10 protein-coding genes are annotated in these 14,011 nt (G+C 72.5%); 5 read left to right on the top strand and 5 right to left on the bottom strand.

The annotated features are described in order from the left end of the window. Positions 1–55: 55 nt before the first annotated feature. Both BM076_RS00810 and BM076_RS00805 read right to left on the bottom strand, forming a co-directional pair. The gene (locus BM076_RS00810; protein WP_093711335.1) at positions 56–778 is read right to left on the bottom strand and encodes a class I SAM-dependent methyltransferase; all 723 of its coding nucleotides are present in this window, start codon (positions 776–778) and stop codon (positions 56–58) included. A gap of 113 nt (positions 779–891) precedes the next feature. Further along, positions 892–3,354, bottom strand: a complete 2,463-nt coding sequence (locus tag BM076_RS00805; RefSeq protein WP_093711334.1) for a SpoIIE family protein phosphatase — start codon at positions 3,352–3,354, stop codon at positions 892–894. Between the two features lie 363 nt (positions 3,355–3,717). Here BM076_RS00805 and BM076_RS00800 point away from each other — a divergent pair, with 363 nt between their 5' ends. Further along, positions 3,718–5,358 carry an MFS transporter gene (locus BM076_RS00800; protein ID WP_177246268.1) on the top strand — a complete coding sequence of 547 codons (1,641 nt, stop codon included), beginning with the start codon at positions 3,718–3,720 and terminating at the stop codon, positions 5,356–5,358. A 50-nt stretch (positions 5,359–5,408) separates the two neighbouring features. On the opposite strand, the gene BM076_RS00795 is transcribed toward BM076_RS00800, so the two are convergent. Both BM076_RS00795 and BM076_RS00790 read right to left on the bottom strand, forming a co-directional pair. After that, positions 5,409–7,913: an MFS transporter gene (locus tag BM076_RS00795; RefSeq protein WP_245795619.1), complete on the bottom strand. Its 2,505-nt coding sequence runs from the start codon at positions 7,911–7,913 to the stop codon at positions 5,409–5,411. A gap of 142 nt (positions 7,914–8,055) precedes the next feature. Continuing rightward, the gene (locus BM076_RS00790; RefSeq protein WP_093711333.1) at positions 8,056–8,502 is read right to left on the bottom strand and encodes an SRPBCC family protein; all 447 of its coding nucleotides are present in this window, start codon (positions 8,500–8,502) and stop codon (positions 8,056–8,058) included. Positions 8,503–8,638: 136 nt separating this feature from the next. On the opposite strand from BM076_RS00790, the gene BM076_RS00785 reads away from it, so the two are divergent. Next, entirely contained in the window at positions 8,639–9,763 is a 1,125-nt protein-coding gene (locus BM076_RS00785) for an Rv2578c family radical SAM protein (protein WP_093711332.1), read from the top strand. Positions 9,764–9,848: 85 nt separating this feature from the next. Beyond that, positions 9,849–10,049: a GNAT family N-acetyltransferase gene (locus BM076_RS00780; RefSeq protein WP_245795618.1), complete on the top strand. Its 201-nt coding sequence runs from the start codon at positions 9,849–9,851 to the stop codon at positions 10,047–10,049. Positions 10,050–10,090: 41 nt separating this feature from the next. Here BM076_RS00780 and BM076_RS00775 read toward each other — a convergent pair whose 3' ends face one another. Then, on the bottom strand, positions 10,091–10,627 hold the full coding sequence (locus tag BM076_RS00775) for an adenylosuccinate lyase (RefSeq protein ID WP_093711330.1): 537 nt from the start codon (positions 10,625–10,627) through the stop codon (positions 10,091–10,093). A 160-nt stretch (positions 10,628–10,787) separates the two neighbouring features. Between BM076_RS00775 and BM076_RS00770 the strand changes: the two genes are divergently transcribed. Then, positions 10,788–11,762, top strand: a complete 975-nt coding sequence (locus tag BM076_RS00770; protein WP_093711329.1) for a phosphotransferase — start codon at positions 10,788–10,790, stop codon at positions 11,760–11,762. Positions 11,763–12,138: 376 nt separating this feature from the next. Continuing rightward, complete coding sequence (locus tag BM076_RS00765) at positions 12,139–14,004, top strand: 3-hydroxyacyl-CoA dehydrogenase family protein (RefSeq protein WP_093711328.1); 1,866 nt, start codon at positions 12,139–12,141, stop codon at positions 14,002–14,004. Positions 14,005–14,011 lie beyond the last annotated feature (7 nt).

Here is a 14,011-nt window from a genome sequence, read left to right as displayed (position 1 = left end):
CAGTGGTCTATACCACTGAAGTGATCCTTCCGGATGGCCGCCGGGACCGCTCCGCTCAGCCCGTACGGCCCGCCACCAGCCATTTCGACGGTATCTCTATCCTCGTGCCGTCCGGTCGGAACTCGGTGGTGACCAACGGCTGTTCACCGTCGGAGAGCACATCGAGCCCGGCGGCGCGGAAGAAGTCCGGCAGCGCCGCGTCCGACACCTCGCCCGGCGCGATGCCGTGCGCGAAGATCGCGCCGAGCTTGCGGGGCGGCCCGTCGGGACCCTGCGCGAGCCCCATCAGCACCGGCTTGGCGGCCTCGGCGAGCTCCACCACGAAGGCCCGGCCGCGCCCGCCGGTGAGCAGCGCGACGCCCTCGGCCAGCCGCCCGCGGTCCTCCGGCTCGCACTGGTGCAGCACCCCGCGCATATAGACGTTGGCGTCGCCGATCTCCTCGTGCAGCCGCGCCACCGCGTCGCCGTCCACCGCGTCGAGCCGCCGGTATTCGGCGACGCCGTGCGGATCGTCGCGCGCGGCCCGGTCGATCGCCGCCCGCGCCAGGTCGACGCCGAGCACCCGTTCGTAGTGCCCGGCCAGGAAGCGGGTCTGTGTGCCGTTCCCGCAGCCGAGGTCGACCACCGGCAGCCCGGGGTCGAAGTGCGCCCGGAAGTGCGGGACGTGCCGCTCCGCCACCAGTGCCGGATCGGCGTCCCAGAAGACGCCGCCCGCCTCATGGGGCGCGTCCTGCCAGAAGCTCTCCCATGCCTGCTCGTACCCGCTGGACACGTGCACGTGTCGCTCACCACTCCCCAGGACCGTGATCGGAAGAAACGTGAAGGTCGGAAGAAACGTGAATCGGAACAGAAGGGACGGAAGGAACGGAAGTACGCGGCCGGCCCCGCGTCTCAGCGCCCGCGGCGGTCCGGCAGCGGCTGTTCGAACCAGACCGACTTGCCCCGCGCCGAACGGCTGGTGCCCCATTCCCGGGCGAGCCTGCTGACGATCCGCAGGCCGCGGCCGCCCTCGTCGTCGGGGCCCGCGTTCAGCAGCACGGGAACGGCCTGGTCGTCGTCGGCCACCTCGCACAGCAGCGCCCCGGCGCGCACCAGCCGCAGGCCGATCCGCCGGGTGCCGGTGTGCCGTACCGCGTTGGTGACCACCTCGCCGACCAGCAGTTCCGCGGTTTCGCTGATCTCGGCCAGGTCCCAGCCGAGCAGGGTCTCGCGGACCAGGGCGCGGGCGCGCGCCACCTCGCGCGGGTCCGGCTCCAGCTCCCAGGCCCTGACGTCCTGCCGCGGGATGCCGTTCAGCCGGGCCATCAGCAGCGCCACGTCGTCCTTGCGGCCGCCGCGCGGATTGAGCGCGCGGATGATCGTGTCGCAGGCGTCGTCCATCGAGGCCGCCGGGTGCGCGGCGCTCTCGCAGAGCGCCGCGAGTCCGGTGCCGATGTCCTGCCCGCGGACCTCCACCAGACCGTCGGTGCACAGCACCAGCCGGTCGCCGGGCGCGACCGGCACCCGTACCGTCTCGAACGGCACCCCGCCGACGCCCAGCGGCGCGCCCGTGGGCACGTCGAGCAGTTCGCTGCGGCCGTCGGCGGCGCGCACCAGGACCGGCGGGATGTGACCGGCGTTGGCGATCAGCAGCTCGGACTCGACCGGGTCGTAGACCGCGTAGAGGCAGGTCGCCAGATACTGCTCGCCGAGCCGTTGCGCCAGGTCGTCGAGATTGCGCAGCAGATGGGCGGGCGGCATGTCGAGTCCGGCCATGGTCTGCACGGCGGTACGGAACTGGCCCATCATCGCCGCCGAGTTAAGCCCGTGCCCCATCACGTCGCCGACCACCAGCGCGAGGCGCGAGCCGGGCAGCTTGATGGTGTCGAACCAGTCTCCGCCGACCCGGCCGAGCCGGGTGCCGGGCAGATAGCGGGTCGCCACGTCGCAGCCGGGCATCCGCGGCGCGATGTGCGGCAGCATGCTGTCCTGGAGGGTGTCGGCGACATTCTCCTGATACGTGTACATCCGCGCGTTGTCGAGCACGAGGCCGGCGCGGGCGGCCAGTTCGGCGCCGGTGACCCGGTCCATGTCGTTGAAGACGGGCCGCTCGCGGTGGCGCAGCAGGATCATGAAGCCCAGCACCACATCGCGCGCCTTGAGCGGCACGACGAGCATCGAGCGGTTGTTGATCAGCGGGCTGATGTCGCGCTTGGGGAACTGCGCCGCGATCGCGTTGCCCATCTGCTCGCTGATCCGCGGGACGAGCACCGGTTCGCCGGTGGTCATGCACTGGAAGAACGGGGTCTGCGCGGGGAAGGGCATGGACTCGCCGACCGGCACCACGTCGTCCCAGCGGCCCGGTTCGTCGGTGTGCTCCACCGCCACGCGGTACCACATGGTGGTGACATCGGGCGGGCCGTCGGGGAAGCCCTCGCCGGCGAGCACCTGCTCGCGCAGATAGGTGCCCGCGACATCGGTGAAGCGCGGCACGACGGCCGCGCTGACTTCCTCGATCGTCCTGGCCAGGTCCAGCGAGGTGCCTATCCGCCGGCTCACCTCGTTGAGGAATTCCAGGTGCTCGCGGACGGCGGCGTACTCCAGGTCGGGCGCCATGTCCTCGGCTGCCACCGACCCGGGGTCGGCCGCCGCCGCTTCCTCGGCCGCCCGCCGTCTGGCCTGCCGCTCGGCCCGGCGCGGCACGCCCCAGTCCGGGGTGACCGGCACCCGGTCGTGCTGGCTTATCTCCAGCACCGGATAGCCCAGCTCCAGCACCTGCGCGACGATCCGGGCGCTCTCCAGCGGATTCATGCTGGGCAGGATCTCCGGCAGCTGTTTGGCGAGCTGCTCGGAGCCGGGGAATTCGGTGTGCAGCGCGAATCCGGGCGCGATCCGTTCGTAGGGCTGGTCGGGCGAGGTTTCGACGCAGCCGGAGCCCGCTGCCGCCGTCGCGGCGTCCGCGGCCAGCACGAGCAGCCGCTCAGGCCCGGGGCCGACCAGCGGATACGCCCACCACAGCACGTCCACGGCGGAGTGCGAGCCGTCCCGCCCGGTGCCGGAGCGGTCGTGGAGCCGGGCGCGGCCGGCCGTCGGATAGCTGCTGTCACCGGCGAGCGAGGTCTCCAGGTCGGGGCCCAGCGCGTCCCGCGGCGCGTATGCGGTGCCCGCGGGGTGCGCGCCGCCGTCGGCGCTCTCGTCGAGGACCCCGCCCACTGGTAAGAGGTCCAGGGCTGTGCGGCCGACCGCTTCCTCCCGTGTCCGGCCGAACAGCCGGCGCGCACCCGTACTCCAGTGCGACACCAGCCCCGCGCCGTCCACGACGATCACCGCGAGCGGGATGCGTCCGGACAGGCCCTGCGGAGATCGGCGGTCCATGGTTCGGCGGGCTCCTTCCCTCGGCGTCGCGGCCGTGACCGGTACGGATGGAAGCCTGCGGTCACAAGATCTACGATGCCGTTAACCACGGTACGACCGGACAGCGTGCCTGGGGAGCGAAAGTACGAATCCGGGCGCACGCCCGCGCGCGAGCAACCAAACCGCCCGTGCTAGCGTCCAAACCCTCTGTTCGAACTCTCTCTCCCGCGACGAGTTCGACCCCTCGCCGGAAGGGACGCCGGCCGGGGCGCACCGCCATCCGCGACCGGAAGAGGCCACGTGACCACCTGGCAGCCTGCGCGCTGGACCGCCATGAGGGGGCCGGGGGCCCTTTTCCGGCGGGTCGACCTGCGCAACCCTGTCGTGGCCGCCACTGTACTCGCCGGTTTTCTGCATGTGCTGTGGGCCTACTTCCTGGCCAAGGACTCCGGCGACATGGCCGCGCAGTACGCGTGGACCGACTTCATAAGGGCGCATCCCTCGGCGTCGTACAACCTGTCGTGGTACGGCGGGCTGCACCCCGCCTCGTACAGCATCCTGTCGCCGTACATCATGGCCGGGCTCGGGGTGCGGACGACCGCGGTGATCGCGGGGACGCTGTCGACGACGGCGGCGACGCTGCTGCTGATCCGGGCAAGGATCAACGGGGCGCGGATCAAGCGGCCGATGGTGCCCGCGCTGTGGACGGCGTTCGCTCTTTGGGGTGATGTGCTGTCCGGCCGGGTCACCTTCGCGCTGGGCGTCCTGTTCGGCCTGATCGCCACCTTGCTGCTCTTCCCGACCGAGCGGGCGAACGGCGGGCGGCACACGCCGCGGCTGCTGACCGCGAGCTTCATGGGGGCGCTCGCCACCATGTGCAGCCCGGTGGCCGGTCTGTTCATCCTGGTGGTCGCCGCCGGGCTGTTCCTGACCGGGCGCCGCAAGGACGCCTATGTGATGGCGGTCTGCCCGCCCCTGGTGGTGGGCGCGACCTCGCTGCTCTTCCCGTTCTACGGTGTGCAGCCCTTCAAGTGGTTCTTCGCCATCATCCCGTTCGCCACGGCCGTGGCCGTCGCGCTGGTGGTGCCGCGCGAGTGGCGGACGCTGCGCGCCGGGTCCTGGGTCTACGCGCTCGGTGTCGCGCTCACCTATGTCGTCCCGTCGCCGATCGGCAGCAATGTGGAGCGGCTCGCGCTGCTCTTCGGCGGCACCGTGCTGCTGATCGTGGCCATGGCGTGGACCAAGGGCGGCCGGATGGGGCTCGCCCTGTGGATCGCCTTCCTGGGCGTCATGGGCTGGCAGATCGCCAAGCCGGTGGTGGACCTGGTCAACACCTCGGCGCCGGCCTCGACGGTCCAGCACGCGGAGCCGCTGATCGCGCAGCTCAGCAAGGTGCACGCGGACAAGGGCCGGGTCGAGGTGGTCCCACTGCGCTCGCACTGGGAGGCGTCCGGCCTCGCGCCGCACGTCAATCTGGCCCGCGGCTGGAACCGGCAGGCGGACGTGGAGCGCAATCCGCTGTTCTACGACGGCACGCTGACCGCGGACACCTACCGGGAGTGGCTCCAGCGCTGGAGCGTCGGTTACGTGGTGCTGCCGTCGGACCAGCCGGACGGGGCGGCGGTGGCCGAGGCGAAGATCGTGGCGGCCCGGCCGTCCTGGCTGACGCCGGTGTGGCAGGACGACTACTGGAAGCTCTACAAGGTCGCGAACGCCGATCCGCTGGCCGATCCGCCGGCCGTCGTGGACGAGGCGAGCCCGGCCGAGCTGACCGTCACGATGCCGGTCAGCGGCTCGGTCATCCTGCGCATCCCGTGGTCGCCGGTGCTCGGTATCGAGGGCGCAGACGACAACCGGCACGGCTGCCTCACGCAGGACGGCGACTGGACGCGGCTGTACGCGCCGAGCGCCGGCACGTACCGGATCGGCGGGACGTACGCGCTGATCCGCGGCACCCAGTGCAAGAAGGCCGACCTGGACGGGGACGGCGAGCAGGACGACGTGGTGGTGCCGACAGCCAAGTGACCGTCACTCGAATGGAGTAACGGTCACCTGGTCCGGGCGTCGGGCGGCGGTCAGTCCGCGTGGCCGAGCTGGAGGTCCCGCTCGGTCCTGCCGCCGCCGGCCACCTGGAGGACGGTGGCCACCGGCGGGTAGCCGGCCGCGATCACCGTGTACTCACCGGCGGCCAGGTCCACGAAGCGGAAGTAGCCGTCGGCGCCGGTGGTCATCGAGTCGACGACATTGCCCGCGGCGTCCAGCAGCGTGACGCGGGCGTCCTCCACCAGGCGCCCGCCGGGGGCGCGTACGGTGCCGCGCAGCACCGCGCCGCCCGCCAGTTCCACGTCCTGCCGGGTCTCCCGGGACGCCTGTACCGACACCGGCAGGGCGGCGGGCCGGAAGGCGGGCGCGCTGGCCGCCAGGGTGTACTCCCCCGCCACCAGTTCGCTGAGCACGTACGCGCCCTCGCGTCCGCTGCGGGCGGTCGCCACGACGTCACCGCGGATGTCGGTGAGCGTCACGATGGCGTCCCTGACCGGGGTGCCGTCGGCGGTGCGCACCGCGCCGGCCAGCCGGCCCGCGCCGCCGAGCACGACGTCCAGTTCGACCGGGCGGTCGGCGACGGTGATGCTGACGGCCTGCGGCTGGTGGCCGCCGGCCGCGGCGATCAGCACATAGCTGCCGGCGCCCGGGGTGCTGAGCGCGTACCGGCCGTCCTCGGCGGTCGCGCCGCGGCCGATCTGCCGGCCGGTGACGTCGATCAGGGTGAGCGCGGCGCGCCCGACGGAGCTGCCGTCGGAGTGCTGGACGGTGCCGCACACCGGGACCCCGCCGGAGTAGCCCTTGCGGGCGCCGGGCACGGAGGAGTCGGTCACGGTGAAGGAGGGTGCGTCGTCGCCGCTCACGAGGGTGTCGGTGGCGCTGTCGCCGTCGTACGTGGTCGTGGAGGCGGGGCCGTGCTGGGTCACCAGGGGTTTCTCCTTGAGGAGGAAGGCGAAGAGGAAGCCGAGCACGAGGACCGGCACCAGGTAGAGGAAGATCCGCGGCATGGCGTCGGCGTACGCGTTGATGTAGCCGTCGCGCACCGGCTTGGGGAGTGTGCGCACCAGTTGGGGTGTGACCGACTGGGGGTCCGGCAGGTGGGCGCCGCGCGGCAGTTCGGCCGCGAGGCGCTTGGCGAGGCGGTCGGCGAAGAGCGTGCCGAAGATGGCCGCGCCGACCGAACCGCCGATCTGCCGGAAGTAGTTGTTGGCGCTGGTGGCCGAACCGATGTCGGCGGGGCGCACCGAATTCTGCACGGCCAGCACCAGGACGGGCAGCATCAGGCCGATACCGAGGCCGAGTACGGCCATGTAGACGCTGTATTCGTGCTGCGGGGTGTCCGCGTCCATCAGGGACAGCAGATACATGCCGACGGTCGACAGCGCGCCGCCCAGGATCGGGAAGATCTTGTAGCGGCCGGTGCGGCTGATGAGTTGTCCGCCGACGATGGAGGCGAGGACGACGCCCAGCATCATCGGCAGCATGAGGAGGCCCGATCCGGTGGCGCTCGCGCCGTCGACCATCTGCAGGAAGGTCGGCAGATAGCTGGCCGCGCCGAAGAGCGCGACACCGACGACGGCGCCGATCAGGGCACTGGTGTTGAACACCCCGTCGCGGAAGAGCCGCAACGGAATGATCGGTTCTGCTGCGATTTTCTCGACCAGGACGAAGAGCAGCGCGCTGACGAGCACGCCCGCTCCCAGGGCGAGGATCTCCCGGGACGTCCAGTCGTACTTGGAGCCGCCCCAGGTGGTGATCAGCACCAGGCAGGTGGAGCCGACCGCCAGCAGCAGGGCGCCGAGCACGTCGAGGCGCGGCCGGGCGGTGGGTTTGGGGAGCTTGAGCACCAGGCTGATCACCAGCAGGGTGACCAGGCCGAAGGGCACGTTGATGGAGAAGCACCAGCGCCAGGAGGCGTGGTCGGTGAAGAAGCCGCCGAGCAGCGGTCCGGCGACCGAGGCGAGGCCGAAGGCGGCGCCGATCATGCCCATGTAGCGCCCGCGTTCACGCGGCGGCACGATGTCGGCCATGATCGCCTGCACGCCGATCATGAGTCCGCCGCCGCCGATGCCCTGAATGGCGCGGAAGGCGATGAGTTCGTCCATGGTGCGCGACCAGGCGGCCAGCGCGGAGCCGACCACGAAGGTCAGGATCGCGAACTGGAAGACGATCTTGCGGCCGAACAGGTCGCCGAGCTTGCCGTAGATCGGCAGGCCGATGGTGGACGACAGCAGGTAGGCGGTGACGACCCAGGACATCTTGTCCAGGCCGTGCAGCTCGCCGACGATTTTCGGCAGGGCGGTGGCCACGATCATCTGGTCGAGGGCGGCCAGCAGCAGCGCCAGCATCAGGCCGAGGAAGACCAGCCGGACCCGGCGGGGGGTGAGATCGGCCGCGGCAGCGGCGGCGTCGGGCGGTCCCGAGGCGCCGCCGGGACCACCGGGGCCGTCGGGCCCGTCCGGTGTTCTTCCGGTGTCCTCCCCCGGCCGCTCGTCGTCCACGGCCGCCGGACGCTCGATCAGCGTGCTGCCACCCACTGCCACTCCCCTCGTCGCGCCTGCGTCGCCACCGTTCCCCGCATGAAGCGACAACGACGGACAGGCGCGACGATTCTCAGGAAGTTGCCTAAACCACCCTTATCGGTGAACGATCACGAAACCAACGACGTGACCAGGGGCGTCAGTTCTTCTCCACGTCGGCGGCCAGCGCGGCGAGCAGCGCGTCGTAGATACGGGCGAGGCCCTTGGGGGCGAAGGTGCGCTCGAAGAAGCCGCCGACGCCGGTCGCGCCCTGCCAGGTGGTACGGACGACGACCTTGCTGCGCCCCTCCCCGGCCTCGCCGACCGTCCAGGTGTTGACCAGCGACGAATTGCGGTCGGTCTCGACCAGTTGCCGCTCGGCGGGCGCGGTGACGTCGAAGAGGCAGTCGCGCACCCGCTTGCTGGTGGCCTGGAGCTTCCAGTGGACGACGGTGCCCGCGCCCTGCCCGCCCTCGCGCACCTCGTACTCGCTGAACTGCTCGGGAAGCACCCGGCCGCGGGTGCCGGCGTAGTCGGCGAGGGCCGCGTACACCCGCTCCGGCTCCGCCGCGACGATCCGCTCCGTGGTGGCCTCGACCAGCGCCATGACTTCTCCTCGGGTGTCCGTACCGCTCCGTGTCACGCGCCGCGGTCGGATCCGCGACGCGCCGGACAAGCCAACCACACCCGCTTTTCGAATCTGTGTTCTATTGTGGTGGGACGGACGACCGGAGGAGGGCGCGATGCGCTGGGACCATCTGAGCGGTGACGACGCGGCGGCGGGGACCACGCCCGCGCTGTTCGGCACCGACGCGATCACCCGGACCTTCGACACCCCGGGCTTCCGCGGCATCACCTTCCACGAGATACGGGCCCGGTCGATCATCAACCGGGTGCCGGGGGCGTCGCGGATGCCCTTCGAGTGGACGGTCAATCCGTACCGCGGGTGCAGCCACGCGTGCGTGTACTGCTTCGCCCGCAAGACGCACAGCTATCTCGATCTCGACACCGGGATCGACTTCGACTCGCAGATCGTGGTGAAGACCAACGCGCCGGAGCTGCTGCGCCGCGAGCTGGCGTCGCCGCGCTGGCAGGGCCAGCACATCGCGATGGGCACCAATGTGGACTGTTACCAGCGCGCCGAGGGCCGCTATCAGTTGATGCCGGGCATCCTCGGGGCGCTGCGCGACCACGCGAACCCCTTCTCGATCCTCACCAAGGGCTCGCTGATCCTCCGCGATCTGGAGCTGCTGCGGCAGGCCGCCCGTGTCACCGACGTGTCCGTCGCGCTGTCGGTGGGATTCACCGACAGCGGGCTGTGGCGCAGTGTGGAGCCGGGCACGCCTTCCCCCGAGACCCGGCTGGCGGTCTGCCGCACCCTGCGGGAGAACGGGCTGCCGCCCACGGTGCTGATGGCACCCGTGCTGCCCTTCCTCAGCGACTCGCCCGAGCAGTTGCGGGCCACGGTGCGCGCCATCGCCGGGGCGGGCGCCGCCTCGATCACCCCGCTGGTGCTGCATCTGCGGCCGGGCGCCCGGGAGTGGTACATGGCGTGGCTCGGCCACCACCACCCGCACCTCGTACGCCACTACGAGGCGCTGTACGCGGGCGGCGCCTATGCCCCGAAGTGGTATCAGCGCCGGGTCACCCGCCAAGTGCACGAATTCGCCACCGAGTTCGGCTGCGGGCCGATGCGCGACGGGGGTGCGCGTCGGTTTCGGCAGTCGGAGGAGCCGGGCCCTGATCGGCCCGGCACCACACCGGGCCGGGCATCCGGCGGGGTGCCCGGCCCGGCCCGCCCCCACGACGCGGCACCGTCCGATACGGCCTCGCGCACTGAGGAAAATACGCAGCTCACGCTGCTGTGATCTGTTCTAGGCTCCGATTCATGGTGCGGATACGGGTGATGGCGGCCGGCGATATCGAGGCGGTGTCGGGCATCCGGGTGCGGGAGTGGGGCGGGCCCTGACCGCCGCCGCGTGCGCCCGCGCCGCCGAACTGGGCCACGGCAGGCTGCTGTTGTGGGTGCTGGCCGACAATGCGCGGGGCCGCCGCTTCTACGCCCGCGCGGGCTTCGCGCCGGACGGCGCCGAGACGGTCCACGAATGCGACGGCGTACCGCTGCGCGAGGTGCGTTACGCCCGTGCGGTGTGATCGATGACCGCCTGCCGGTCGTTCGTGGCCCGCGGAGTGCGCTACACCCGCGCGGTGTGATCCCCGGCGCGGGCCAGGGCCGCGTGGGCGGCCGGCGCGAGCCGCGGGTGGCCGGTCGCGGCGCGCAGCGCCCGCCGGGCGGCCGGCCCCCTCGCTCCGGCCAGCGCGCCCAGGCCCTCCACACAGGCCAGCGCGATCCGTTCGTGGGGCGCGGGCGAGGGCTGGGCGAGCAGCCGCTCCAGGGTCGTGGTGAGCGCGGGCACGGCCTCGGGTGCGCGCAGTTCGACCAGCAGACGGATCGCGGGCAGCGCGTAGCCGACGCGTTGCGCGTTGGTGGCGAGCGCCGCGGCGGCCCGCCCGGTCCGCGGGTCGCCGAGCCGGGCGAGGGCTGCCGCCGCCTGCCGCGCCCGCGCCTCGTCCCGGTAGTTCAGCAGCAGCGCCAGCGTCTCGAAGGCCCGCCGGTCACCGGCCGCCGCCAACTCCACGGCCGCGGCCTGCCGTACCTCGAGCGCCGCGCCCGGCGCGGTCAGCACCGACGCCAGCCGGTCCCGTACTTCGGTATCGCTCTCCCCCGGCACCCCGCTCACCTCCAACGGTCGGTGTGCCCACGCTCCATCTCCCCACTGTAGAAGCGGAGTCGGCGCCCTCCCGGGCTTTCCCGTACCTCACCCGAAAGGGTGGTCTCCCGCACGTTTATCCGGATGCCCCGCCAGAGGTGCGCGGTCTACGGTCTGCCACATGCACGAGCTTCCGGAGGACGTCGGCGAGCCGGATCTGTGGTCGGCGCTCGCCGCGTGGGGTCTGGCGCCGGGCCGGCTGACGTACGCGGCGGTCGGCTTCGGCGACTACCACTGGCAGGCGCTGGACACCGAGGGCCGGCACTGGTTCGTGACCGTCGCCGACCTCACCGCCAAGGCGTACTGCGGTCCCGACGCGCCGGCCGCGTACGCGGGCCTGGAGCGGGCGATGGACACGGCGGCGGCGCTGCGCGCCTCGGGCCTGGACTTCGTCGTCGCCCCGGAACCGGCCGCCGACGGGCGGACGCTGCACCCGCTGCCGGACGGCCGCCACGCGGTGAGCGTGTTCCCCTTCGAGGCCGGGACGGCAGGGGACTTCGGCGAGGTGCTGAGCGCCGCGGAACGCGGCCGGGTGCTCGACCTGCTCGCCGCCCTGCACCGGACAGCGCCGCCGGCCGCGATCCCCGCGCACCGGCCGGAGTTGCCGTCGCGGCCGGGCCTGGAAGCGGCGCTCGGCGCGCTGGCGCGGCCGTGGAGCGGCGGCCCGTACGCGGAGCCGGCCCGTGAACTGCTCGCGGCCCACGGCGCGGGTCTGCGGCGGCGGCTGGCCGAATTCGACCGGCTGGCGGCGACGGCCGCGGGCGGCGCGCCCGTGGTGACGCACGGCGAGCCGCACCCCGGCAATGTGCTGCGTACGGGTGAGCGCCGGCTGCTGGTCGACTGGGACACCGTGGCGCTGGCCGTGCCGGAGCGCGATCTGTGGCTGGTCGCGGAGACGGCGGAGGACCTGGCGCGTTACGCGGACGCGGCCGGGCGGGCGGCCGATCCGGCGGCGCTGGCGCTGTACCGGCTGCGCTGGGCGCTGGACGACGTGGCGCTGAGCATCGCGGAATTTCGCGGCCCGCACGCCAGGACGCGGGACACCGCCGTGTCCTGGTCGGCGCTGTCAGGCACCGTGGAGAGCCTGACGGCCTGACGCGGCCCGCTATCCGTCCGGCCCGCTCCCGCCCCTGTCCCTGACACGAAGAACCGCGCCCCCAAGCACCGCACCCCCGAGCGCCCGCTCAGATGTGAGCGGCCCACATCACATGCGCACAGGACTGGCGGAGAAGTTACTCGCCGGTTACGCTCGGGGGAACGTACTCGCCGGCCGGTGACGCAGCCGTCGGGTACGGGAGTTCAGCAGTTTCACACCACGTCGGTTCGGCATCATCGCGGCGCGGCCCCGGGACAGGGCTCGCCCACTCTTCGCGCGGGCACGCGACCCTTGCGCCCCAGGCCCGCGACTCCACCTCATTCCTCAGCCGTGCGCGCGTTCGCGCCCCGGTCTTCTCAGCGTCTGGAGTCACGCGATGGACCGTCCGTCCACACCCCCGTCCGCACCCTCGTCCGCGTCCCCCGCCGCTTCCGCGGCAGCATCCCCCGGGAAGTCCCCCGCCGCCCGCCCCGCGACCGTCGCCGTGGTCGGCCTCGGCACCATGGGCACCGGTATCGCCGAGGTGCTGACCCGCGCCGGTCACGAGGTGATCGGGATCGACATCGACCCGGGCGCCGCGCGCCGCGCGGTCACCGCGCTGGAGCGCTCCACGGCCCGCGCCGTCGAGCGCGGCCGGAGCACCGAGGCCGAGCGGGGCGACGCGCTCGCCCGCTTCCGCACCTTCCCCGATCTGCGGGCCGCCGCCGAGGCGGACCTGGTGATCGAGGTGGTCGACGAGCGCTACGACATCAAGCGCGAGGTCTTCACCGAGCTGGACCGGCTGGTGAAGCCGGAGGCGATCCTCGCGACCGGCACCAACGCGCTGTCGGTGACCCGGCTCGCGGCCGAGACCGCCCGCCCGGACCGGGTGCTCGGCCTGCACTTCTTCGCGCCCGCGCCCGCGATGAAGCTGGTCGAGGTGGTGTCCACGGTGCTGACCTCGCCGGAGACCACGGCGACCGTCACCGAACTGGTGCTGAGCCTCGGCAAGGAGCCGGTGCCGGTCGGCGACCGGCCCGGATTCATCGCCGACGGCCTGCTGTTCGGCTACCTCAACCAGGCCGCCGCGATGTACGAGGCCCGCTACGCCACCCGCGAGGACATCGACGCGGCGATGCGGCTGGGCTGCGGCCTGCCGATGGGCCCGCTGGCGCTGCTCGACCTGATCGGCATCGACACCGCCACGACCGTCCTGGAGGCGATGTACGAGGCGTCCCACGACCGGCTGCACGCGCCCGCGCCGGTGCTCAAGCAGCTGACCTCCGCCGGGCTGCTGGGCCGCAAGTCGGGCCGCGGTTTCTACAGTTACCAGGCGCCCGCGAGCCCGGTCGTGGTGCCGGACGCCGAGACCCCGGGGACCGCGAGCGCGGTGCGGGCGACGGGCCGGCCGGTGCGTACGGTCGGCGTCGCGGGCTCGGGGACGATGGCGGCCGGGATCGCGGAGGTGTTCGCGAAGGCCGGCTTCGAGGTGGTGCTCACCGCCCGCACCCTGGAGAAGGCCGAGGCGGCGGTGGTGCGGCTGTCCCGGTCGCTGGACCGGTCGGTGGCCAAGGGGCGGCTGACGCGGGAGCAGCGGGACGCGGCGGTGGCCAGGGTGACGCCGTCCGGTTCGTACGACGCGCTGGCCGACGCGGATCTGGTGGTCGAGGCGGTGGCCGAGGACCTGGCGGTCAAGCAGCAGCTCTTCCAGACCTTCGACAAGGTCTGCAAGCCGGGCGCGGTGCTGGCCACCACGACCTCCTCGCTGCCGGTGGTCGCGGTCGCCCGGGCCACGGGCCGCCCGCAGGACGTCGTCGGGATGCACTTCTTCAATCCGGCGCCGGCCATGAAGCTGGTCGAGGTGGTGCACACCGTGCTGACCGCCGACGAGGTGCGGGCGACCGTGCACGAGGTGTGCGGCGCGGTCCGCAAGCACGCGGTGGACTGCGGCGACCGGGCCGGCTTCATCGTGAACGCGCTGCTGTTCCCGTACCTGAACAACGCGGTGAAGATGGTGCAGGACCACTACGCGAGCGTGGACGACATCGACGCGGCCATGAAGCTGGGCGGCGGCTATCCGATGGGGCCGTTCGAGCTGCTGGACGTGGTGGGCCTGGACGTGTCGCTGGCGATCGAGCAGGTGCTGCACGAGGAGTTCCGCGACCCGGGTCTGGCGCCCGCGCCGCTGCTGGAGCACCTGGTGTCCGCGGGATGCCTGGGCCGCAAGACCGGCCGCGGCTTCCGCGAGTATGCCCGGCGCTGAGACAAGG

This window comes from Actinacidiphila alni (genome assembly GCF_900112845.1).
GTDB lineage: Bacteria > Actinomycetota > Actinomycetes > Streptomycetales > Streptomycetaceae > Actinacidiphila > Actinacidiphila alni.
This window is presented reverse-complemented; position numbering and strand designations above follow the sequence as displayed.